The following is a 22,831-nucleotide window of genomic DNA, read 5'->3' on the forward strand; positions in this document are numbered from 1 at the left end:
TTGATATGCGGTTTGTTCCGTTCAAACTTTGCCTTTGCCATTCGCCAGCGCCCTTGAATTCGGGGGGCCCGCGCAAGATGCGGTCAGAGCCCCGTGCTACACGGGCGGCGAAGTAAGCTGTTAGCGGGGGGAAATCAAGCCTTTGTCAACACTTCCCGAGGGCAGCGCTACGGAGCGGGACGCACTGCCTGCGCAGGGGCTGGTAACCGTGCTGGCGCAGAGGCGGAAACCACGGTGGGCGCGACTGCAGCCCCGGGCACTGACCGTGGTGGCAGGCCAAACCATTCGGGGTTCTGCAACAGCCACTCCTCCACACGTTTCACCGCATTATAGGACAGCGCATCCATCTGCTCTTGCTTGTTGCGGGTAAGTCCGGTGCCGATCACCGTCTCCCCCGACAGGCTTTCAAACACGGTGATCTGCTTGCCTTCGGCATTCAGTTTCTGCTGGGCCGCGTCATCCCAGATGTTGGCCGTGACAACCAGAATCGACTTTGGTGCCGCCACAACCGGGATACCGGGCGGCGCAAGCGCATAGCCGTCAACCGAGATGCCGATGTTATATAGCTTCGTGCCCTGATACCGGCCAAAACGATCATCGACCGCCTTTTTCATCGCGGCCTGCCATTCCTCGCCGGTCGCGTTGCGCGAAATCGGCACCTTTTCGGTCTTGTCCGTCACCACAATGTTCAGGCCGAGGGCAAAGTCACCCAGCGGCACCGGCGGTTCGGCCAGATCGTTTTTGGCACAGCCAAGCAGCAGGGTGAGACAAAAGCCAAGTCCGATCAGACGGGCGCGGGTCATGGGCAGCTTCCTTGCAAAGGGTTAAGTCGGGATATCCCGTGGCGAGAGGTCGCGCAAGGCAGGCTGTGCCGATGAAAACCGCAGGGATCAGCCTATATCAAGTGCAAGCTCGGAGTCAGCATGACAGATCAACGCCCCGTTCCGCCCACGCAGACCCCGGTCAGAGTGCCCTTGGCGACCCGCCCTTTGGGAGTTTTCGGATCGCTTTCTGCCGGACGGCGCAATGTTCTGGAACTGATCCCCGAGATCGCGACCCATGCGCCCATACTGTCCGGGCGCACCGGAAAGCGCTGGCACATGGTGATGGATCCCGATGCTCTGCGCCATATCTTGCGGGACAATGTGGCGAACTACCCCAAATCTGTGGTCACCAAGCTGATCTTGGAGCCCGCCATCGGTGACAGCCTGTTCGTGGCCGAAGGGCAGGACTGGCTGTGGCAACGGCGCACCGCCGCGCCGGTGTTTTCCCATCGCAACGTGGCCGCCCTTGCCCCCGTGATGACCGCCGCCGCCGAGCGGGCCTCGGACCGCATCGGCAAGGGCGCAGGCCGTGCGGTCAACTGTTATGACGGAATGGTGACCGCAACCTTCGAGGTGATTTCAGACGTGACCTTTTCTGATGGCGAAGGGTTTGACCGCGCCTCGGTGCACCGCGCCATCGAAGATTACATGGCCCAGACCGCCCGCGTGTCGCTGCTCGACATCATCGGAGCGCCAGCTTGGGTGCCAAGACCAGGGCGGATTTTGGCGGGCAGTGCGATGCGTCAGATGAAGCGGGTGGCCGACGGCTCGATCCAACGCCGCCGGTCCGAGGGCAATCCGGGGGTGCCCGATCTGCTCGACCTGCTGCTCGCCGGCGAAGACCCGAAATCGGGCCGAAAGATGACCACGCCGGAACTGCGCGACAATCTGCTGACCTTCATCGTGGCAGGGCATGAGACAACGGCGCTCACCCTGTCATGGGCACTGTACCTCTGCGCCTTCGACCCCGCCGTTCAGGCCGCCGCGCGTGATGAGGCGCAGGCCGTGCTGGGTGCCCGCGCCGTGACTGCCACCGATATCGCCGCCCTGCCCCTGACCCGGCGGATCGTCGATGAAACGCTGCGGCTTTACCCTCCTGCGGCGTTCCTGTCGCGCACCGCGCAGGCCGCCGATACCCTGTGCGGACGCGAGGTGCTGCCGGGCGATACCGTGATCCTGCCGATCTATGCGCTGCACCGCCATCACGCGTTGTGGGATCGGCCCGACAGTTTTGACCCCAGCCGCTTTAGCGAGGCAAAGCCGACAGAGCGCTACGCTTACCTGCCGTTCGGCGATGGTCCGCGCGTCTGCATCGGGGCGAATTTCGCGCTGCAGGAAGCGGTGATCATCCTGGCCACCCTACTGGCCCGCTTCCGCTTCGCCCTTGTGCCGGGCAAAACTCCCAATCCGGTAATGATTCTGACCCTGCGCCCAGAAGGTGGGGTCTGGCTGACCGTAACGCCCGCCTGACCCTGCCAGATCACCCCCCAGCAATACTGCTTGGAAAACACGCGGGGGGGTGCGCAGGCAGCCATCACCGCGCCCGAAAGTCAGCCCAAAGCCTCGGCCTTGGCATGAAGATGCGCCACCAGCCCCGGGTCCAGCTTCAGCCGCGCGGCAAGCATGGCAAGGTAGCCCTTTTCCGCCGCCCCTTCGCTGTTCACCGTCAGCAACGACGCCGCATAAATCTCTGCCGCCTCTTCCTCAGTGCGCGCCAGGGCCGCGATCCGCCCGGCATCCAGGGGCGCATCAAGTTCTGCGGCGATCATCGCCGATGCCTCTGCCTCCAGCCCCAGCGCCGCCAACTGCACGTCGATGCGCGCACGTTCATCGGCCGTCACATGGCCATCGGCCTTTGCCGCCGCGACCATCGCCTGCAGCAGCCGCGCCGAAAGATCGTTGACCTGCGCCGCATCAGAGGGCAGGAAGCGCGTGCCCTCGGGCTGCGGCAAAGCCATCGGCCCCGGCTCTGCCATCACCGCCTTGCCCGCCTGCCAGTCCTGATACGCCTTGTAGGCCAGCCCGCCGATCAGCGCCGCGCCGCCGACCTTGACCCCGCTTCCCAGCATCTTGCGCCCGCCCTTTGTCATCAGAATGCCCATCAGGCCACCGGCAATCGCCCCTTTGCCCAAGGTGGACTGACCGCCCCACAGTTCTTTGGCCTTCTGGCCAAGATCATCGGCGCTGTGCATCCCAACCTTGCCACCGGTGGCCTGCCCCGCAATCTGACTGACCTGACCGATCACGGAATCGAGCAAAGATCTGGCGTTGAACATGACGGCACTCCCATAAAAGTTGTTGTCAGCCGAGATGGGGAGTGCGGGGGAGTTCCGCAACGCCTGTCCTCCGCGTTTTACGTCTGCCCCCAACCGCCGCCGCCCGGTGTCAGCATCTCGAACACCGCGCCCGCGGGCAGGTCGCGTTCATCATTGCCGCTCAGCCGTTCGACCTGTCCATCCGGCCAGATCACCCGGTTCTCCCCCAAGGCCCCGGGCGCGCCTCCGGCCATGCCAAAGGGGGCAACCTGACGGCTGCCGCACAGCGTGGTCACCGTCACCGGGTCCAGAAACCGCATCCGGCGCAGCGCGCCATTTCCGCCATCCCATTCACCCGGCCCGCCAGAGCCATGGCGGATGCCGAATGCCTCCAGCCGCACCGGAAAGCGCTTTTCCAGAATTTCCGGGTCGGTCATCCGCGTGTTGGTCATATGGCTTTGCACGGCATCGCAGCCGGCAAAGCCTGGGCCAGCCCCGGTGCCGCCGGCGATGGTCTCATAATTCTGGAACCGAGCATTGCCCCAGACAAAGTTGTTCATCGTGCCTTGCGACGCAGCCATCACCCCAAGCGCACCATACAGCGCGTTACAGGCGGCCTGCGACACTTCGGTATTGCCCGCGATCACCGCCGCCGGTGCCTTCGGGTTCAGCATGGACCCCTCAGGCAGGATGATGGTCAGTGGGCGCAGGCAGCCTTCGTTCAGCGGTATGGGTTTGCCGACCAGCGTGCGGAACACATACAGCACCACTGCCCGCGACACGGCTGCGGGCGCGTTGTAGTTACCACTGTGCTGCGCACTGGTGCCGGTGAAATCCACCACCGCACTACGGGCCACACGGTCAACCCGCACCGCCACCCGGATCGTGGTGCCAATATCCATCGGATAGGCAAAATCGCCATCCTCCAGCCGGTCAATCACGGCGCGGACGCATTCCTCGGCATTGTTCTGGACATGGCCCATATAGGCCGCCACGACATTTGCGCCGTAGGCCGCAACCACGCGCTGCAGCTCGCGCCTTCCGGTTTCATTGGCAGCAATCTGGGCTTTCAGATCGGCCATGTTCTGATCAATCGACCGCGCCGGATAACGCGCCGAGGCCAGCAGCGCCCGCGTCGCAACCTCGCGCAGCCGCCCCTGTTCCACCAGTGGGAACAGGTCGATCAGCACGCCCTCCTCGTCGATATGCCGACTGTCGGGCGGCGAAGACCCCGGCGTGCGCCCGCCGATATCGGCATGGTGCCCGCGCGACCCAAGCCAGAACGCAGGCACGCCATCCACAAAAACCGGCGTGATCACAGTCACATCCGGCAGGTGGGTGCCGCCATTGTAGGGACTGTTGAGCATCCATGCGTCCCCCTCGCGCGCCGTGCCAAGGGTGGCAGCGATCACCACCTTCACCGCATGTGACATCGACCCCAGATGCACCGGCACATGCGGCGCATTGGCCACCAGATCGCCCTGTGCGTCAAAGATCGCACATGAAAAGTCCAGCCGCTCCTTGATGTTGACCGACCATGCCGTATTGGCAAGCGTCGCCCCCATTTGATCGGCGACCGACATGAACAGGTTGTTGAACACCTCCAGCAACACCGGGTCTGCATGGGTGCCAACCGCATGGGCGCGGGTCAGCACTTCGGTCCGCTCAAGGATCAGGTTGCCGGCACCATCGACCCGCGCCTGCCAGCCGGGTTCCACCACGACCGTTCCGGTCGCCTCGCGCAGGATGGCAGGGCCAGTGATCTGCGTGGCTTCGGGCAGTTGCGCCCGATCATAGAGCGGCACCTCGGTCCAATCCCCGACCCAGACCCACTCTGTGCTGATCGGACCCGACAGCCCCTGCGGCGCAGCGCTGGCGGGCAGCGCTGCCCCGTCACCGATCGCCTCGACCGCCAGCATCTCGAACAGCACCGCCCGCTCGGGCGAGGCAAAGCCAAAGCGCGCCCGATGCGCCGCCTCGAAGGCCGCCTGCATCCCGGCCGCTTCCCCGAAGGCCACCTCAAGTGGCTGGTGCGAGCCATCATAGCGCAAGTGGGCGCGGGCCAGAATACGCGGGTTGACCGCCCCCTGCGCCGCCACCTCTGCCCTCACCTGCGCGGTGATCTCGGCCAGCGTCGAACGCGCCGCTGCCATCGCCGTCAAGGGCGCATCAAACTGCACCTCCTGCAACGCGCGGATCTCGGCAAGCCCCATGCCAAAGGCCGACAACACTCCGGCAAACGGGTGGATGAAAATCCGCGTCATCCCCAGCGCATCGGCCACGCTACAGGCATGCTGCCCCCCTGCACCGCCAAAGCACTGGAGCGTGTAGCCGGTTACATCGTGGCCGCGCTGGACCGAAATTTTCTTGATCGCATTGGCCATGTTGTCGATGGCGATGCGCAGGAACCCGGTGGCAAGCTCTTCTGCGCTGATCGGTGACTGGCCAGTCGTGGCCGCGATATCCTTGATGATGGCGGCACAGCGCGCCTGCGCGGCCTCTGCGTCCAGAGACGCGGTGCCCTCGGGACCAAACACCGCCGGGAAATGCGCGGGCGACAGGCGGCCAAGCACGACATTGCAATCGGTGATTGTCAGCGGCCCGCCACGGCCATAGGCGGCGGGGCCGGGGTTCGCGCCCGCGCTCTCCGGACCGACCTGCAACCGACCGTCGCGGAAGCTGCAGACCGATCCGCCGCCTGCGGCCACCGTATGGATATCCATCATCGGTGCCCGCATCCGCACGCCCGCCACTTCCGTCTCGAAACTGCGTTCATAGACCCCGGCGTAGTGGCTGACATCGGTCGAGGTGCCGCCCATGTCGAAGCCGATCAGCCGGTCAAACCCTGCCGCTGCGGCTGTCTGCACCATGCCGACGATGCCGCCTGCTGGGCCGGAGAGGATCGCATCCTTGCCCATGAACCTGTGCGCCTCGGTCAATCCGCCCGAAGATTGCATGAACAACAGCCGCCCCGTGGCACGGCCCATGTCCAGCGCGCCCTCCACCTGCGCCACATAGCGGCGCAGGATCGGCGACAAATAAGCATCCACCACCGTGGTATCGCCGCGCGCCACCAGCTTGGCCAGACGGCTCACCTCATGCGACAGGCTTATCTGGGTGAACCCCTCCTCTGCCGCAATCTGCCCCACCCGCGCCTCGTGCGCGGGGTTCAGGTAGCCGTGCATCAGCGCCACCGCGACCGCCCGGATGCCGCCAGCATGGGCGGCCTTGAGAGCAGCGCGCGTCGCATCCTCATCCAGCGGGGTGATCTCGGCCCCATCCGCATCCAGCCGCCCCGGTACCTCGGCCACCGCCTCGTGCAGCAGATCGGCGCGCCTGATATGGAGAGCGAAGAGGTCGGGGCGGGCTTGCGTGCCGATGCGCAGCAGGTCGGCGAAACCTTGGGTGATCAGCAAGAGCACGCGCTCGCCCTTGCGCTCCAGCAGAGCATTGGTGGCGACGGTGGTGCCCATCTTGACGGCCCCGATCAGGCCATCGGGGATCGGCGCGTCCGGGCCCAGCCCCAGACAATCACGGATGCCCTGCACGGCGGCATCGGCATAGCGATCAGCGTTTTCGGACAGCAGCTTGCGGGTCTCCAGCCCACCATCCGGGCGGCGGGCCACCACGTCGGTGAAGGTACCGCCCCGGTCGACCCAGAATTCCCACGTGTCCATGACGCCCCCGTTTTCCACCTTCCTTTGGGTGGGGCATGGGAGGAAAGGTGTCAACGGGGTGTTGGAGGGAAATTGGTTGGCGGAGCTGTCGAGTCCCTCTGCGCCTTACGAATCTAAACCATTTTATTTCAAAGACTTGATCAATGCATATTTGCACATTCCTTGACTTTGCCCGCTGAGGGAGAGGCAATCGGCAGTTGCGGGCAGAGCCATGCAGCACAGTCGGGCACGATGTTGCGACACTATCGAGAGCCGGAAGTCGGCCATGATCAAAGCGCAGGGAGCGGGTCGCGTTCGCAAGCCCCGAAAGACCATCTGCGCCTTGACGTGCCGCCACAGCGGCGGAGCCGGAGCATCGCGAATATCATCCAAATCCCACCCCAACCGCCCCAGGTCTCAGTCGGAATGATCCATGCTGCTGCGCTTTGTAGCCGTCTGGGGCGGGTCGTTCTTTTTCAACAGCATAGACCTGCGCGACCTGAGGGCTTTGACCGTGGTGGAGTCGCGCATCGATCTGGCTGCGGCGATCCTGCTGTCCGTGCTGCGATTGCGGCAAGAGCGGCGGCTGCGTGCCAGAAGCGTCTGGATAGCGTTTTTCACAATAGGGCTTCTGAACAACGTCATCCCGTTTTCCTCGACCGTGTGGGGCCAGCAACATATCGTCTTGACCCTGAACACCGCAGCGCAACGTCCAGACTTTACCCCGCCACCGTGTGCTGCACACTGCGGCGCGTGCGGGTGGAGGCGCGATGAAATGGGCTTTGCTTCGTCGCCGGGGCGTGGCTATCGTGCGGACACAAGAACTGGAAAGACTGCGCATGACCCTGCCTGCCAAGAGATTGACACTGTTGCCGGACACGCTACCCATCGACATCGCGCAAGAGGCCAAAGCGCCGGTCATCCGTGCGCTGGATATGTCGATGCTCACGGTGGAGGATCTGGTCAATCTGATCCTGCAGCGGTCCGAGGTTCTGTTCGACATGCCACGGTCGGGCCAGGTGATCCGCGCCTGGAATGCGGGGGATGAGGGGCCGATCCGTGGCTGTGTGGAGCGCTATGGCGACGAAATTGCCAGACGGGCAGCGGGGGTGATCCATGCCGAGTATCGCAGGCTTGCTCCGCTGCTGTTGGCCGATCCGCCAGCCCGCGTGGCCGATATCGGTTGTGGCTATGCGCTGTTTGATCTGTTTCTGGCGCGCGACACTGCGGCAAGCCTGGTGCTGATCGACATCGAACAGAACACGCGGCGGCATTTCGGCTACGCCGACGAGGGGGCGGCCTATTCCAACCTGTCGGTCGCGCGAGCCTTGTTGGAGGCCAATGGCATTGCGGCGCAGCGGATCGAGACGGTGAACCCCGAGCGCGCGGATCTTGGCGCAGTGGCACCTGTCGATCTGGCGGTCAGTTTCCTGTCTTGCGGGTTTCATTTTCCGGCCAGCACCTATGCGACGTATTTCCGCGAGAATGTGGTGCCGGGGGGTGCGATCCTGCTGGATCTGCGGGCGGCGACGGCCACGGCGCAGTTGGCCGGGCTGGAAGGCCTGGGCACGGTTCGGGACCTGCCCGCCCCGGCCAAGGCCCGGCGGATCTTGCTGCGCAAAGTTGCCCGCTGAGCGCAGACCATCAGGCGAAGCGGAAGCTGCCGGACAGGGGTAATTCGCGCGCGCGGGTGCCGGTCAGGGCAAAGAGCGCATTGGCCAATGCCGGGGCTGCAGGCGGGGTGCCTGGCTCGCCTATGCCGCGGATCTTGACGCCGGTTTCCAGTATGCGGACCTGAATCTCTGGGCATTGGTGCAAGCGCAAGGGTTCATAATCCCAGAAGTTCTGCTGTTCCACATGGCCACCTGCAAAGGTGATCTGACCATTGATCGCCGCAGACAGGCCAAAAACCATTCCGCCCGACACCTGCGCCTCGATGTTGCGCGGGTCGAGCGCCGTGCCCACGTCCACCGCAGCCCAGGCTCCGGTCAGGCGGATGCCGCTTTCGGTGTCCTCGACCTCGATCACCTCGGCGGTCGGCACGCCGAAGGACAAGGAGAAGGCCACGCCCAAGGCACGGTTCGGGCGCGGATTTCCCCAGCCGGACATCTCGGCCACCGCCTCCAGTACCTTTCGCGAAGGCTCGTGGGTCAGATGCTGCAGGCGGAACGCCAAAGGGTCGGCCCCGGCCAGATGCGCCAGTTCATCCACCGCGCAGTCGTGAAAAAACCCGTTGTGCGAGGCCCCGACCGAGCGCCAGAAGCCAAGCGGCACGGTACGTGGCGCGCGGTGGGCAGTGATGCGGTAGTTGGGGAAAGTATAGGGCTGTTCCCATGCACCCTGCGACAGGGTGCTGTCGGGACCGGCCATTGGGATGCCGAAGCGTTCGCCAAAGGTTTCCATGATCGAAGGGGCCGCGATGGCGAGGTCGAAGGCCTCAATCGCGCCGTCCCGTACGCTGCCCGACAGGCGGGCGCTGGCCATAGGGCGAAAGGGGCCCATGGTCATGTCTTCTTCGCGCGACCATGTCACCAAAACCGGGATGCCAGGCAGTGCGGCGGCGAGGGTTGCGGCGTGGACGGTAACGTCCACTTCGCTGCGCCGCCCGAAACCGCCGCCCATCTGGGTGGTGTGCAGGGTAACGTTTTCTTCGGGGATGCCGGCGGCTTTGGCGGCGGCTTGTTGCGCCAACCCAGGGGCCTGCGTGCCGACCCAGACGGTCAGATGGCCGTCCTGCAGATGGGCGGTGGCCTGCATCGGCTCCATCGTGGCATGTGCGAGCGGGGGGACGTGATATTCGGCCTGCAAGCTCTGGCCGTTGGCCTGGCCCACATCACCGTCATCGCGGGGAATGGAATCGACGGTGTCCGCTGTGAAGGCGGCGGCGATCTGGCTGCGCATCTCATCACTGGTGCCGGGATAGGCGGCGGGGGCCCAGTCGAAGGTTACGGCGGCTGCTCCCTGCATCGCGGCCCATGTGGTGCTACCGACCACGGCGACACCGTTGCCAAGCTCGATCACCTGTTCGACGCCGGGCAAGGTTAGGGCTGCGGCGGCGTCAAAACCGGTCATCGCAGCCCCGATGGCGGGGTTCATCCGCACGGTTGCAAAACGCATGCCGGGCAGGCGGATGTCACCGGCAAAGATCGCGGTGCCGGTGGATTTTTCCACCATATCTGTGCGCGGCAGTGAGGTGCCCAGAAGCGTCCAGTCAGCGCGGGATTTGAGCGGGGGCACATCCGGCAGGTCGCTGGCGGCCGCGTCGACCGCGAGTTCTGTATAGGGGATGCGGGTGCCATCGTCGCCGATGACCGCGCCGCCTTCGGTGCGCAATGACTCCGCCGGAACACCCAGACGGCGGGCGGCGGCCTGCACCAGTGCCACGCGGGCAACGGCCCCGGCCGCGCGCATTTTTTCATAAGCGTCGGGGATGGAGGTGGAGCCGCCGGTGATCTGCAATGCCAGAAACTTTGCCGGGATCGCCATGGCAGAGCGGGCTGTTTCGGCCAGCCAGCCTTCGTCGGTCGGGGCGAAAGGCACGCCTTCCTGCAGCATGGCGCCGTTGTAATAGGCCGCTGCGGGGGGGCCGTGCATCACGCGGACCTGGTCCCAAGGCAGGTCCAGCTCTTCGGCCACCAGCGCCGCAAGGGTGGACTGAATCCCCTGCCCCATCTCGGCCCGCGGCGTGATGATGGTCACGCCCTGCGGGTCGATCAGGACGTAAGGCGTGATCGCCCCGATGCCCGCCCCCGCAATCGGGTTCGCATGAGGTTTGCGGTAGGCGTAGGTGCCAAAGGCGACCCCGCCCAGAATGGCGGCAGAGCCGATAAGGAAGGTGCGGCGGGCGATGGTTCCGATGCGGCTCATCTCACACCTCGCGCAGGCGGGTGGCGGCATCCATCACGGCGGCGCGGATACGGGGATAGGTGCCGCAGCGGCACAGGTTTCCGTCCATGGCGTCGTCGATGTCTTGCGAAGTAGGGCTGGGGTTTTCGGCCAGCAGGCTGGCAGCCTGCATGATCTGACCCGACTGGCAGTAACCGCATTGCGCAACCTGATGATCGATCCATGCGGCCTGCACCGCATGCAGGGCGGCTGGGGTGCCAAGTCCCTCAATGGTGATGACGGAGGCCCCTGCCACATCGCCCAGAGCGGTCTGGCACGACCGCACGGCCACGCCATCGACCATCACGGTACAGGCACCGCAGGCGGCGACGCCGCAGCCGTATTTGGTGCCGGTCAGGCTCAGCCCGTCGCGCAGCACCCACAAAAGTGGTGTGTCTTCGGGCAGATCGACAGTGGCGCTGGTGCCGTTGACAGTCAGGGTCGTGGTCATGGCTAGTTCTTTCTGGCAAAGGCTCGGGCTGTCCAAGATTTTGCATTGTGACAAAATGATCGAAAAACGTCATACTGTCAATTGACAGGATACGAAATTTTCGTCACAGGACAGGAATGAGTGGTGAAATGGACAAGCCGACCCTGCAAGGGGCAGACCGTGCGGCTGACCGTCAGGACATGATCCTTGACGCCGCCTTTCACGCCTTTGCCACATATGGTTATCGCCGCACCACGATGGACGACATAGCGCAGGGGGTCGGGTTATCGCGGTCGGCGCTGTATCTGCATTTCCGCAACAAGGAAGACGTATTCCGCAAGCTGGCAGAGCACTATTTTGCCGAAGCGATGGCAGCGATGGAAGCGGCGCTGATGGCCCCCGGACAGACCCCGGAACAGGCGCTGATCGCGGCGTTTATCGCCAAGGATGGCAAGTTCATGGACGTGGTGTTGGGCACGCCGCACGGGTCGGAACTGCTGGATGCGGGCATGAGCCTCACCCGGGATCTGGCCGATCAGGCCGAGGCGCGCAAGATCGGCATGCTGGCGCGCTGGCTGGCGGCCTTGCCGATGGCGGAGGGTATCGGATCACCCGAAGCGGTGGCGCGCACGATCATGGTGTCGGCTATGGGGCTGAAGTTCCCCGGTCAGACGCTGGACGGCTATCGGCAGGGCCAGCGACAGCTGGCGCGATTGTTTGCACGGGCCATCGTCGGCTGACACAGCGGCACTATTCTGCCGGGTGTGTCTGCGTAGCCTGTTGCAGCTCTGCCGTCAGCAATTCGGTTTCCGCCGCGCGGGAGCGCGAGAACCCCGCAAGCAGCAGATAGGCCACCGGCGTCACGAACAAGGTGGCCAGCGTGGCAAGGCCCAGCCCCCCCACGATGATCGCCCCCAGCACCGCCCGCGCCTCTGACCCGGCACCCGAGGCCAGCAGAAGCGGCAGGCCGCCCAGAACTGTGGCCACCATGGTCATCATCACCGCGCGCAGGCGGGTGACGGCGGCCTGTTCAATGGCCTCGCGCACCGATGCGCCCTTTTCCCGCAACTGATCGGCAAATTCGACGATGAGAATCCCGTTTTTGGCCATGATGCCCACCAGCAGCACCAGCCCGATCTGGGAATAGACGTTCAGACTGCCTCCGGTGAACAACAGGGCAAAGACCGCGCAGGCAAGGCCCAAAGGCACGGTAGCCATGACGATGATGGCAGAGACAAAGCTTTCGAATTGCGCCGACAGCGCCAGAAACACCACCAAGAGCGCGATGCCAAAGGTTATGATCAGCCCGGCCGACGTTTCGCCCAGCGTCGCCGCTTCGGCCAGCGGCAGAATGCGGGTGGTGTCGGACGTCAGGTCGGCGGCCATTAGCTGCACCTCAGTCAGGGCTTCACCCAGCGCAAGCTCGGGCGTCAGCCCCGCCGTGATGGGAACAGACCGCATCTGCGACTCGCGCTCCAGCTGTGGGGCAACGGCGCGTTCGGTCAGGGTGACGAAGGTCGAGATCGGCACCATCAGCCCGTCGCCCGAGGGCACGAAAATCCGTTCCAGATCGCCGGGATCATTGACCGGGTCGGCATTCGATACCAGACGGATATCAAAACTGTTGTCATCCAGAAACAGCGTGCCAACTGTGCGGCCATCCAGCACAGCCTGCAGCGCCTCGCCCATGCCGGAGATTTCGATGCCCAGATCCTCGGCGCGGGCGCGGTCGATTTCGACAAACAACTGCGGCTGGGTGGTATCATAGCCAAGGCGGACTTGCCCAAAGCGCGGATCGTCCTCCATCCTGTCGACCAAGGCGCGGGCAGACTCGGCAAGGTCGTCGTAATTGTCGCCCACCAACGCAAAGGACAGGCCACGCCCCGCCCCACGGATACCCAGCGAATTGGGCTGGATCGCAAAGGCGCGCACGCCGATGACACCGCGCAACTTGCCACTCAGCTCGGCCGCGATCTCCTGCTGGCTGCGCACCCGGTCAGCCCAGTCGGCCAGCGTGATCACGATAAAGCCGCGACTGTCCTGCCCCCCGCTGCCCGCAATGGCAAAGACACTGCTCACCTCGCCCCTGTCGCGCAGCGGGGCCACCAGCGCCTCGATCTCACGCATGCGGGCGTCGGTGTAGTCCAGCGAAACGCCCTGCGGGGCCTGCACCGACAGAAGGATGACCGCGCGGTCTTCGGCCGGGGTCAGTTCCTGCCGCAGTGTGGGGAAGGTGGCGACGGCGGTGGCGGCAAACAGCAGTGCGAAGGTCACAGCGATCAGCGGGGCCGACAGGCAGGCGCGCAGCAGCCGCGCGTAGACCCGTGACAGGCGGTTGCCAAGGCGCACCATGGCGCTGTCGGGCCCTTCCACATGCGGTCGCAGCAGCTTGGCCGCCAGCACCGGACACAGGCTGAGCGCCGTGACCGAAGACAGCAGCACCGCAATCGCCAGCGTAAAGCCGAACTCGCGGAACAGCCCGCCGGTCTGCCCCGGCAAGAAGGACAGGGGCACAAAAACCGCCGCCAGTGTGGTTGTGGTGGCCAGCACCGCGAAGAACACCTGCTGCGTGCCCAGCACCGCCGCCGCCCGCGCACCCATGCCCTCGGACCGCCGACGCACGATGTTTTCCAGAACCACGATGGCATCGTCCACCACCAAACCGGTTGCCAACACAAGAGCCAGCAAGGTGATGATGTTCACAGAAAACCCGACCATCCAGATCGCGGCCACGGTGCCGATCAGGGCCACGGGCATGGCGATGACGGGGATCAGCGTCGCCCGCGCGTCACGCAGGAAGAGGAAGATCACCGCCGTCACGATCAGGACCGACAGGCCAAGTGCCAGCTTCACCTCGTGGATAGCACCGTCGATGAAATCGGCGCTGTCCGAGGTGACGAACATCCGCACATCATCGGGCAGCACCGGTTGCAGATCATCGACCACCTGCCGCACCGCTTGCGAGATTGCCAGCGAATTGCCGTTGGCCTGCCGGATGATGCCGATGCCGACACCGGTTTCGCCATTGGCGCGCAGGATCGACGCGCCCGGATCGGGGCCAAGGGTGACCTGCGCCACATCGCCCAGACGCACGTTGCCCGCAATGGTCAGCGCTTCGATCTGGTCAGCAGTGCGAATGGCGGCGGTAGTACGCACAAGCAGGCTTTGGTTTTCGGAACTGAGCGCGCCGGCGGGAGAGTCAAAGGCGGCATTGCCCAGCACGGCGCGCAGATCGGCCAGCGTCAGGCCGCGCGCGGCCAGCTGCATCACATCGACATCGACGCGGAACGACAGATCCCGCGCACCGAAGATCTGCAGATCAGCGACCCCCGGCGCAGCCAGTAGCCGCGACTCCGCCAGATCGCTGACAAGTGTTGTCAGCTCATCCGCGCTGCGGCGCGACGAGGTGACCGCGATGCGCAGGATGGCATCGGCGTCGGCGTCGGATTTCACCACACGCGGCGCATCGGCATCATCGGGCAGGTTGTTGACCTGCCGGGCGACAGCATCGCGCAGGTCGGTGGCGGCAACGTCCAGATCGACGCTGTCATTGAATTCGACCGTTACCCGGCTGGACCCGAAGCGGGATGAGGACGAGATCGACTTTACGCCCGCCACCCGGCCGGCTGCACCCTCAATCACCGCCGTTATCTCGCGGTCGATTGTTTCTGGGGCAGCCCCGGTATAATTGGTGCTGACCGAAACCACGGGCCGATCCACCGACGGCAGTTCGCGCACATCGGCCCCCATCAGGCCCGCAAAGCCGCCGATGACGATCAGAGCGTTCAGCACAAAGGCCAGGATCGGTCGGCGCACGAACAGGGCCGTGCTTTGTCCAAAGGTGGCGGCAGCGGCGGCGGTGGTGGGGCGGTCACCCATCGGCATCAGCTCCTTGGTGGCGCGAGCGAGACTTCGGCCCCCGGACGCAGGGCCTGAACTCCTTCGGTGACGACAAGGTCACCGGCTTGCAGGTCGGCCTCAATCAGCACCGCGTCGGCATTGCGTTGCAGGATGCGGATGGGCATTCGGCTCGCCTTCATCGCGCGCACAATCCAGACAAAGGCACCATCGTTGCCCCATTGAATCGCCAGCGGGCTGACGGCAGGAACTTCGGCCCCGGTGAACTCCATCGTGATGCGGAACGCCATCCCGGCGCGCAGAAGGTCATCGGTATTGGCAATGCGGGCCTGAACCCGCAGGGTGCGGCTGGATTCGTCGACACGGTTGTCGACTGCGATCACCTGTCCGGCAATCGCATGGCCGGGGGTGGAAATTGGCGTGGCCCGCACAACCGCGCCGGGGGCGACCTGCGCCGCGATGCGTTCTGGCACACGGAAATCGACGATCAGGTTGGACCGGTCTTCGATCCGGGTGATGGTGGTGGTGGGCGTCACCAGATCGCCGATCTGCGGCTCGATCAGCCCAACATAGCCGGCGATGGGGGCGGTCAGCCGGTGATCTTCCAGATCGCGCTGCGCCGATTGCAGGCCAAGATCGGCGGTGCGCAGAGCCAGTTCGGCATCCTGCCGTTGCATACTGGTGGTGGTCCCCGATTGCGCAAGTTGCGACAGTCGGTCGATGGTCCGCTGCGCATCGGCCAGAACCAGACCGGCGCGTTCCACCGCAAGTCGGGCCCCTTCGGCATCAAGCTCTGCCACCACATCCCCCGCCGCGACCGGCTGACCGGGTGCCACATGCAAGGCGGTGAGGCGACCGGTCACCCCGAAGGACAGATTGACCGACTGCACCCCGCGCGCCGAGCCGATGGCGTCGATCATGTTGCTGAGCACCCTGCGTTCTGCCTCGGCCGCGATGACCTGTGCTGCCCCGCCGGGCCTTGACCCACCTTGCGACGCGGCGGAGCCAACAGCCACATCGGCAGGCACGACCCCGAGCGCGGTCAGCGGGTCCAGCAGCCCTGCCTGATCCAGCCAAGGGCGGGTTCCGGGCACAAAGCGCGCGGCAAGGGGTGTGGCTATCGCGACAATCACAGCGATTGCCACAAGTTGCGGCACAAGTTTCATGCGGGGTATGGTCCCTTTGGTTCTGGCGGCGTTCCGGGCAAGGGCGTCAAATCAGCCGCTCTGTGCGCGTCACAAGACAGAATTTCTCGATAAAATCATAGGCCCTTGAGGATAAAGGGGAAGAGCACCCACCAAGATTTGACCGCGACTGCCCGTTTGAAAGACGCACTGCTGAGGATCAGGCGCTGCCAAACAGGTGCAGGCGGGGACAGAGTGGATGTCTGCGCCCTACCGGCCCGATGAAGACGCGTGATCTCGGTCTGCGTCTCCTGCCGCAGCTTTGCCGCCAGAATGGACAACGGCGCGTCGAACAGGAAGACCTCACGCAGCAAAGTATGACGGATTGCAACCCGCTTACATTGCCTCAAACAGCGCTGCGGGCCAACAAACAAGTGTCGAAACGATCAGGGTGGAGGGTAGTTTTCCAGGCCCACAGAGACGTGGCCCCGCGAAACAGGCGCTGCGTCGCAGATCCTGTCATGTGGTGAAAATTCGGAATTATGCGGCCGCAATCTTCGCCTTCCGGTCATCTGAAAAACCCTGATCTACAGCCTTTTAAGCAGTTCACCCGCCGGACGGGACATGTTCGCAGGGTAGCATTAACGCATCCGCTTCACCTTGGCTCCGCGCCACATGGCGAAGGAGGTTGATATGAGAGGGCTGTGCATCCTGTTTTGCCTGACGGTCTGGTCTGCGCCATCACGATCAGAACCAGCGCCGCTGAAGGCAACATTGTCCAGCCTGACGATCCAGGATGACATGGGCGGGCGGCTGGATCGCCGGCAGGATGAAATCCGAAAGTTGCGCCGCAGCGGTCAGGCGGTGGAATTGCGCGGGCGGTGCTATTCGGCCTGCACCATGTATCTGGGTCTGCGGAATGTCTGCGTGAGCCCGGATGCCACCTTCGGATTCCATGGCCCGCAACGCCTGTTTGGGCGAATGTCTCGGGATTTGTTCGATCATTGGTCGGAAGTGATGGCACAGAACCTGCGACCACAGTTGCAGCGCTGGTTCATGACACAGGCACGGTTCGTCGGGGCCGATGTGATTATCCTGCCCGGGTCGGCGCTGATCCAGATGGGTTATTCCCCGTGCCGCGAGGCTGGCCGTTTCGTTCAGATCGCATCGGCCGCAAGCGGGAACCCATAGATACTGCGCCCGTCCACCCCGAGTGCCACGCGCAGGCTGCGGCTGCGCGCCGCGCAATCCAGCCGCATCTCGACCATATCGGCGCGCAGTTCTATGATCTCTGCCTGACGGTTGTAGAATTCTTCTTCGTTGTCCAGCAATTCGGACAATTGCCGGGTGCCCAGTTCGAAATACTGGCTGCGATAGAGCGCCCGGGTTTCTGTCACCAGCGTGATTTGCCGTTCCAGCATCGCCATCTTCTGCCGCCCCGCCGCCAGGTTGCGTTGCAATCCGCGCGACTCCAGGTCAGCGTCCAATTGCGCCGCCTCGACACCGGCTTGCGCCCCCAGATGCGAATTGCGCGCGGCGTTGGCACGGGCGGTCAACGCTCCGCCTTCCAGAATGTCGGATTGAACCCCCATATTCAGCCCGACGTTGGCACCGCCATCGCCGATCCCGCTCCGCACAATCGGGTTGAGAGAGATCTTGGGCAGGCGCGAGCGTTCGGCCCGTTCCAGTTTCAGCTGGGCCTTGGCAAGACGCAGATGCGCCATCCGCATGTCATCGGTGCCGCCGGGCGTCTGGCATGATCCCTCGGGCAGGGCAACACTGCCCCCCTCCGTCAGGCCAGTGAGACGCAGCAGCCTGTCCTGCGCCTCGGCCTCGGCAAGCTGGGTGTCATGCACCAGAAACTCTGCCGCCTGAATGCGCTTGCGGGTTTCCAGAAGATCGGGGGATGTCGCAGCCCCGGTCTCGGTGCGCGCCCGGATGAGGATTTCCAGTTTGCGCATCGCAACCAATTGCTCACGGCGCACCGACAACAGGTCGCGGTACATGTGTGTGGCGTCATAGGCCGACAATGACGCCACAAGGGTTTCGTCTACGGTCTTCTGAAAAACCAGGTAGTTGATCTGCAGATCAATATCGGCAGCGGTCACCGCCCGTTTTGTGTCGCCGAAGTCCAGAATAAGCTGGCGACCTTCAAGGTCCAGCGCGGCGTCGCCCCTGCCCGCATCACCGATTCCGCCACCAAGCGTCAGCCCAAGGCTGGGGAACAGGGCTGCGCGCTGCACCCGCACATCATCGGCGCTGGCAGCGACAAGGCTTGCCGCCTCTCGCAGGGCCGGGCTTTGCAACAGGCCCCCGGCGGCTGCGTCACTGGCGGATCCCCCCGCTGGCGCTGTCAGAACTGGCAGACCCGCTGCCTTGGCGCGGATCGCAGCCTCGGTTCCGTCAGCCTCGCGCAGGCCAGTGCAGCCCACCAAGGCGGCCAGCACCGGCAATACACCCGCAAGGCGCAGGGCCTGACGCATGCGTCAGTTCACCCGTCCGGTGACCAGATCGGCACATTGCGGGCGACGCCAGACCGACCCTTTCACCTTGCCTTCGGCATCATAGTAAACCCGATACTGGCAAACGAGCCGGTCGCGCCCGGTCAGCGACAAGGAAAGGTTGTATTCCGACATCCCGGACTCTGGGCTGATGATCCTCGGCCTGCCGATCGCAGACTCGACTGTGCCGCCATCCTGACCCATAGCGACCGTGCGTACGGCGGAAAGGGTGTCGCGGCTGCCGCTGCGGGCATAGCGGGCGTCCATGTCGGGATAGTCACGCCAGACCCGGGAAAATCCTTCATCCGGATCAACAAGGTTCAGCCGGTCAGGCGTGGGCCCGCCCACGCAGGCTGCCAGCAACGGAAGCGAAAACGTCAGTGCCAGAACGGCACGTTTGCTGCCAAGCCAAGTCATCATGTCGGGAACCTCATTGATGAAGAACGGATAGGCGCGCAGCGGGCCTTTTGCAAGACGGTGGGTCACCGTTCCCGCAGGGCCTCTTGCGCGCGATTGAAGGGTTTGACCAGGTATTGCCAGACGGTCTTTTCGCCAGTCCTGATATCAACGGTGGCGATCATCCCCGGCACGATCGGGAACCGTGCCCCTGCTGCATTTTCCAGATGGTTTGCGCGGGTGCGGATGAAAATGCGGTAGTAAACCTGATCGGGCTTCACCTCATCGCGCACCGTGTTTGGCGAGATGGTCACCACCTCACCCTCAAGCCCGCCAAAGACGGCGTAGTCATAGGCCGAGATTTTGACCATGGCCGCCTGCCCCGGGTGGATAAAAGCAATGTCGCGGGGCGAGATCCGGGTTTCAATCATCAACTGGTCATCCATCGGCACGATAGTCAGCAACTCGCCACCCGGCGGGATCACTCCGCCGATGGTTGTCACGGCGATATCCTTGACAACGCCGCGCATCGGGGCGTGGAAGGTCAGCCGGTTCAGCTGATCCGAACGGCCGCGCATGACCGAGGCCTGCACCTCGGCCTCGGCCGTCACATGCTGAAGCTCTTCGCCGCTTTTCACCAGCGTATCGGCGCGCAACCGGCCGATTTCCAGTTCTGTCTGTGCCGCCTCGCGCTGAAGGCGGATCAATTCGACCCGGCTTGATGCGCCGGACGCCTGCAGCTTCTGGTTGATCTCCAACTCCTGCCGGATCAGGTCCAGCCCTTCGGTCAGACCCGCGAGGGCATCTGTCAGGCTGTTCCGGCGCGAATGAAACAGCGCCAGTTCATTGGCGCGCAGTTCGGTAAAGCGGTCATCGTTCAGGACGGCGGGGAAAGTCACATCAGACGCGCCGCCGATTTCCGCCCGCAGCCGCGCAGCCGCGGCAATGGCCGCATGGTAGCGCGCCGCCGCCTCATCGACATTTGAAACCGAGCGTGTCGGATCAAGACGCGCCAGAACCTCGCCCGCCGCGACGATCGCGCCTTCGTTGACATCAAGGGACGCCAGAATACCCCCCTCCAGCGACTGCACTACCTGCTCGCGCGCACTGGGAACTACGGTCCCCTGCCCGGTCGAAACTTCGGCAAGCGGAAAGTAGGTGGCCCAGGCCAGAAAGGTCACCAGCATCACAAAGACCGTCCAGACCAGATTGCGTTCGGCACGGGCGGGCTGCCGCGGGCGTCGGGGGGGCCGCAAGGTCGAAAATACCGTCATGCTGCGGCCTTTCCGGCGCGCAGTTGCGCCAGAACCTGATCCTTTGGCCCGTCATGGACCAACGTGCCGTTGGATACGACGATCAGCCGGTTCACCATGCGCAACACTGCCGGGCGGTGGGTGGCGACGATGACGGTGATGTCGCGGTCCAGTCCCGCCAGCATGTCGATGACCGCGGCTTCTGACACCTCGTCCAGGGCGGCGCTGGGTTCGTCAAGCAACAGCACCTTGGGATGGCGCAGCAAAAGACGCGCAAGCAACAGCCCTTGCCGCTGCCCACCCGACAGACCAAGCCCCCCCTCCTGCACCATGTGATCCAGCCCATCCGGCAATTTGCGGATAAAGTCGGCAAGCCGCAGACTGTCCAGCACGGTAAGGATCTCGTCATCTGCCGCCATCGGTGCGCCAAGCGTCAGGTTTTCGCGCAACGAGCCGTGAAACAGCCGCGCGCCCTGCCCCATGATACAGATGTCGCGACGCAGATCGGCCGGGTCCACCCAGCCCATCGACACGTCATCGACCCGTATTTCGCCCGTCAGCGGCTCCAGCACGCCCGCCAGCGCCGATAGCAGCGTCGACTTTCCTGCACCATTGCGGTGTTGATTTTCACCCAGAACTGACCCGGGCAGGCGTATAATTTTCATTGAGATTTGACCCATGTGACCCTTCTCCCGCGCGATGAGCGACGGGGGGCAACGGAGTGATCCACATGGGACTATTGAACGTCATTCGAACGCTGCGGTTGCGGCATGGGCTCGCGATCCGCGAGATTGCCCGACGCACCGGCCTGTCACGTAACACCATCAAGAAGCATCTGAAGGCTGGGACGGTTGAACCGCAATTCGCGACGCCGGAGCGGCAAAGCAAGCTCGATCCTTTTGCCGAGAAGTTGGCGGGTTGGCTGAAGACCGAGGCCGGCAAGTCGCGCAAGCAGCGGCGGACCATAAAGCAGTTGCACGCCGATCTCGTAGCGCTTGGCTTCACGGGTTCATATGCCCGGGTCGCTGCGTTTGCACGTCGGTGGCGGTCAGATCGCCAGCGCGACCAGCAGACGACGGGGCGCGGGACCTTCGTGCCGCTACACTTTGAGCCCGGTGACGCCTTCCAGTTCGACTGGAGCGAAGATTTTGCGGTTCTGGGCGGCGAGCGCACGAAGCTGCAGATGGCGCATATCAAGCTGTCGCACAGCCGGGCCTTTTTGCTGCGGGCCTATCCGCTGCAGACGCATGAGATGCTATTCGATGCTCACTGGCATGCATTCCGGGTCTTTGGCGGCGTCCCCGCACGCGGGATCTATGACAACATGAAGACAGCGGTGGATCGTGTTGGCCGCGGCAAGGAGCGGCAGATCAACATGCGCTTCCTCGCCATGACGAACCACTATGTCTACGAGCCTGAGTTTTGCAATCCGGCGGCAGGATGGGAGAAAGGGCAAGTCGAGAAGAACGTTCGCGATTCTCGTCATCAAATGCTGCAAGGCATGCCAGACTTTCCTGACCTTGCTGCGCTGAATGTCTGGCTGGAAGAGCGCTGCCGCGAACTGTGGCGGGAGACCCCACATGGCAAACAGCCCGGCACGATTGCCGATGTCTGGGCCGAAGAGCAGGCGACCTTGATGCCGCTGCCCGTCGCGTTTGACGGCTTTGTGGAACTGAGCAAACGCGTCTCGCCCACGTGCCTGATCAGCTTCGAACGTAATCGCTACAGCGTTCCGGCGTCATTTGCCAATCGACCGGTCAGCCTGCGGATTTATCCCGACCGGCTGGTCGTCGCGGCCGAGGGCAACATCCTGTGCGAACACTCGCGGGTCATCGAACGCAGCCATCACCTGCCGCCGAAGACGATTTACGACTGGCGGCATTATTTGGCGGTCGTGCAGAGAAAGCCCGGAGCCCTTCGGAACGGCGCACCCTTCCTGGAATTGCCACCTGCCTTCAGGCAGTTGCAGGATCACATGCTGCGCAAGCCCGGTGGTGACCGAGAGATGGTCGATATCCTCGCCCTCGTGCTGCACCACGACGAACAGGCCGTTCTCACGGCCGTGGAGCTGTCGCTGGCCGAGGGCGTGCCGACCAAGACCCATGTGCTGAACCTGCTGCACCGGCTGGTCGATGGCAAGGTGATCGGCGGACCACCACTGGACACGCCACAGGCACTGGCCCTGCACCGTGAACCCAAGGCAAACGTCGAACGCTATGACGGCCTGCGCAGCCAGATCGCCGGAGGCAGCCATGCGTCATGATCCCGCTGCCGGTGCCGTGGTCATCATGCTGCGCAGCCTCAAAATGTATGGCATGGCCCAAGCCGTAACCGACCTGATCGAGCAGGGCGCACCAGCTTTTGAGGCCGCCATCCCGATGCTGTCGCAATTGCTGAAGGCCGAATTGGCCGAACGTGAAGTCCGCTCCATTGCCTATCACATGAAGTCCGCGCGGTTCCCGGCCTACAAGGACCTCTCTGGCTTCGACTTTGCTGCCAGCGAGATCAACGAGGCCACCGTCCGGACCCTGCACCGCTGCGAGTTTATGGAAAGTGCCCAGAACATGGTCCTGATCGGTGGTCCGGGAACCGGCAAAACCCATGTCGCCACCGCTCTCGGCATCCAGGCCATCGAACATCACCGCAGGA

General features: G+C 64.1%; 17 protein-coding genes. 6 read left to right on the forward strand and 11 right to left on the reverse strand.

Annotated features, from left to right (window positions below):
- Positions 1-167: 167 nt before the first annotated feature.
- On the reverse strand, positions 168-803 hold the full coding sequence (locus EEB11_RS17945) for a hypothetical protein (RefSeq protein WP_245298990.1): 636 nt from the start codon (positions 801-803) through the stop codon (positions 168-170).
- Positions 804-923: 120 nt separating this feature from the next.
- Between EEB11_RS17945 and EEB11_RS17950 the strand changes: the two genes are divergently transcribed.
- On the forward strand, positions 924-2,294 hold the full coding sequence (locus EEB11_RS17950; protein ID WP_135433771.1) for a cytochrome P450: 1,371 nt from the start codon (positions 924-926) through the stop codon (positions 2,292-2,294).
- A gap of 80 nt (positions 2,295-2,374) precedes the next feature.
- On the opposite strand, the gene EEB11_RS17955 is transcribed toward EEB11_RS17950, so the two are convergent.
- Positions 2,375-3,100, reverse strand: a complete 726-nt coding sequence (locus EEB11_RS17955; protein ID WP_135433773.1) for a tellurite resistance TerB family protein — start codon at positions 3,098-3,100, stop codon at positions 2,375-2,377.
- Between the two features lie 77 nt (positions 3,101-3,177).
- Positions 3,178-6,756, reverse strand: a complete 3,579-nt coding sequence (locus tag EEB11_RS17960; protein WP_135433775.1) for a hydantoinase B/oxoprolinase family protein — start codon at positions 6,754-6,756, stop codon at positions 3,178-3,180.
- Positions 6,757-7,574: 818 nt separating this feature from the next.
- Between EEB11_RS17960 and EEB11_RS17965 the strand changes: the two genes are divergently transcribed.
- A complete protein-coding gene (locus EEB11_RS17965; RefSeq protein ID WP_245298991.1) occupies positions 7,575-8,369 on the forward strand; it encodes an SAM-dependent methyltransferase in 795 nt (264 codons plus the stop codon).
- Positions 8,370-8,379: 10 nt separating this feature from the next.
- Here the strand turns inward: EEB11_RS17965 and EEB11_RS17970 are convergent, their stop codons facing one another.
- Both EEB11_RS17970 and EEB11_RS17975 read right to left on the reverse strand, forming a co-directional pair.
- On the reverse strand, positions 8,380-10,602 hold the full coding sequence (locus EEB11_RS17970) for a xanthine dehydrogenase family protein molybdopterin-binding subunit (RefSeq protein WP_135433777.1): 2,223 nt from the start codon (positions 10,600-10,602) through the stop codon (positions 8,380-8,382).
- A gap of 1 nt (position 10,603) precedes the next feature.
- The gene (locus tag EEB11_RS17975; RefSeq protein ID WP_135433779.1) at positions 10,604-11,071 is read right to left on the reverse strand and encodes a (2Fe-2S)-binding protein; all 468 of its coding nucleotides are present in this window, start codon (positions 11,069-11,071) and stop codon (positions 10,604-10,606) included.
- A gap of 128 nt (positions 11,072-11,199) precedes the next feature.
- Between EEB11_RS17975 and EEB11_RS17980 the strand changes: the two genes are divergently transcribed.
- Entirely contained in the window at positions 11,200-11,790 is a 591-nt protein-coding gene (locus EEB11_RS17980) for a TetR/AcrR family transcriptional regulator (RefSeq protein WP_167852804.1), read from the forward strand.
- A 10-nt stretch (positions 11,791-11,800) separates the two neighbouring features.
- Here EEB11_RS17980 and EEB11_RS17985 read toward each other — a convergent pair whose 3' ends face one another.
- Together EEB11_RS17985 and EEB11_RS17990 are read right to left on the reverse strand one after the other, a co-directional pair.
- Complete coding sequence (locus tag EEB11_RS17985) at positions 11,801-14,929, reverse strand: efflux RND transporter permease subunit (protein WP_135433783.1); 3,129 nt, start codon at positions 14,927-14,929, stop codon at positions 11,801-11,803.
- Positions 14,930-14,934: 5 nt separating this feature from the next.
- Complete coding sequence (locus tag EEB11_RS17990; protein ID WP_135433785.1) at positions 14,935-16,074, reverse strand: efflux RND transporter periplasmic adaptor subunit; 1,140 nt, start codon at positions 16,072-16,074, stop codon at positions 14,935-14,937.
- A gap of 651 nt (positions 16,075-16,725) precedes the next feature.
- Between EEB11_RS17990 and EEB11_RS17995 the strand changes: the two genes are divergently transcribed.
- Positions 16,726-17,223 (forward strand): hypothetical protein, encoded by a 498-nt coding sequence (locus tag EEB11_RS17995; RefSeq protein ID WP_135433787.1) that lies wholly within the window; start codon positions 16,726-16,728, stop codon positions 17,221-17,223.
- Here the strand turns inward: EEB11_RS17995 and EEB11_RS18000 are convergent.
- The 4 genes from EEB11_RS18000 to EEB11_RS18015 are packed head-to-tail and all read right to left on the reverse strand — an operon-like array spanning position 17,190 to position 20,847.
- Complete coding sequence (locus EEB11_RS18000) at positions 17,190-18,515, reverse strand: TolC family protein (protein ID WP_135433789.1); 1,326 nt, start codon at positions 18,513-18,515, stop codon at positions 17,190-17,192. The genes EEB11_RS17995 and EEB11_RS18000 overlap by 34 nt on opposite strands.
- Positions 18,516-18,518: 3 nt before the next feature.
- Positions 18,519-19,019, reverse strand: a complete 501-nt coding sequence (locus EEB11_RS18005; RefSeq protein ID WP_135433791.1) for a hypothetical protein — start codon at positions 19,017-19,019, stop codon at positions 18,519-18,521.
- On the reverse strand, positions 19,016-20,203 hold the full coding sequence (locus EEB11_RS18010) for a beta-barrel domain-containing protein (RefSeq protein ID WP_135433793.1): 1,188 nt from the start codon (positions 20,201-20,203) through the stop codon (positions 19,016-19,018). The genes EEB11_RS18005 and EEB11_RS18010 overlap by 4 nt, the downstream gene beginning before the upstream one ends.
- Entirely contained in the window at positions 20,200-20,847 is a 648-nt protein-coding gene (locus tag EEB11_RS18015) for an ATP-binding cassette domain-containing protein (RefSeq protein WP_210134461.1), read from the reverse strand. Before EEB11_RS18015 ends, EEB11_RS18010 begins: the two co-directional genes overlap by 4 nt.
- Before the next feature lie 65 nt (positions 20,848-20,912).
- Between EEB11_RS18015 and istA the strand changes: the two genes are divergently transcribed.
- Together istA and EEB11_RS18025 are read left to right on the forward strand one after the other, a co-directional pair.
- On the forward strand, positions 20,913-22,445 hold the full coding sequence (gene istA / locus EEB11_RS18020) for an IS21 family transposase (protein ID WP_135433797.1): 1,533 nt from the start codon (positions 20,913-20,915) through the stop codon (positions 22,443-22,445).
- Positions 22,435-22,831, forward strand: a 397-nt coding sequence (locus EEB11_RS18025; RefSeq protein ID WP_167852805.1) for an ATP-binding protein, incomplete at its 3' end; no start/stop codon positions are given. The genes istA and EEB11_RS18025, both read left to right, overlap by 11 nt.

Source organism: Pseudotabrizicola sediminis, assembly GCF_004745575.1.
Classification (GTDB): domain Bacteria; phylum Pseudomonadota; class Alphaproteobacteria; order Rhodobacterales; family Rhodobacteraceae; genus Pseudotabrizicola; species Pseudotabrizicola sediminis.

Bases quoted from the DNA above. Each gene is read 5' to 3' on its own strand.
- EEB11_RS17945 (WP_245298990.1), bottom strand. From the start codon at position 803: ATGACCCGCGCCCGTCTGATCGGACTTGGCTTTTGTCTCACCCTGCTG.
- EEB11_RS17950 (WP_135433771.1), top strand. From the start codon at position 924: ATGACAGATCAACGCCCCGTTCCGCCCACGCAGACCCCGGTCAGAGTG.
- EEB11_RS17955 (WP_135433773.1), bottom strand. From the start codon at position 3,100: ATGTTCAACGCCAGATCTTTGCTCGATTCCGTGATCGGTCAGGTCAGT.
- EEB11_RS17960 (WP_135433775.1), bottom strand. From the start codon at position 6,756: ATGGACACGTGGGAATTCTGGGTCGACCGGGGCGGTACCTTCACCGAC.
- EEB11_RS17965 (WP_245298991.1), top strand. From the start codon at position 7,575: ATGACCCTGCCTGCCAAGAGATTGACACTGTTGCCGGACACGCTACCC.
- EEB11_RS17970 (WP_135433777.1), bottom strand. From the start codon at position 10,602: ATGAGCCGCATCGGAACCATCGCCCGCCGCACCTTCCTTATCGGCTCT.
- EEB11_RS17975 (WP_135433779.1), bottom strand. From the start codon at position 11,071: ATGACCACGACCCTGACTGTCAACGGCACCAGCGCCACTGTCGATCTG.
- EEB11_RS17980 (WP_167852804.1), top strand. From the start codon at position 11,200: ATGGACAAGCCGACCCTGCAAGGGGCAGACCGTGCGGCTGACCGTCAG.
- EEB11_RS17985 (WP_135433783.1), bottom strand. From the start codon at position 14,929: ATGGGTGACCGCCCCACCACCGCCGCCGCTGCCGCCACCTTTGGACAA.
- EEB11_RS17990 (WP_135433785.1), bottom strand. From the start codon at position 16,074: ATGAAACTTGTGCCGCAACTTGTGGCAATCGCTGTGATTGTCGCGATA.
- EEB11_RS17995 (WP_135433787.1), top strand. From the start codon at position 16,726: ATGAGAGGGCTGTGCATCCTGTTTTGCCTGACGGTCTGGTCTGCGCCA.
- EEB11_RS18000 (WP_135433789.1), bottom strand. From the start codon at position 18,515: ATGCGTCAGGCCCTGCGCCTTGCGGGTGTATTGCCGGTGCTGGCCGCC.
- EEB11_RS18010 (WP_135433793.1), bottom strand. From the start codon at position 20,203: ATGACGGTATTTTCGACCTTGCGGCCCCCCCGACGCCCGCGGCAGCCC.
- EEB11_RS18015 (WP_210134461.1), bottom strand. From the start codon at position 20,847: ATGAAAATTATACGCCTGCCCGGGTCAGTTCTGGGTGAAAATCAACAC.
- istA (WP_135433797.1), top strand. From the start codon at position 20,913: ATGGGACTATTGAACGTCATTCGAACGCTGCGGTTGCGGCATGGGCTC.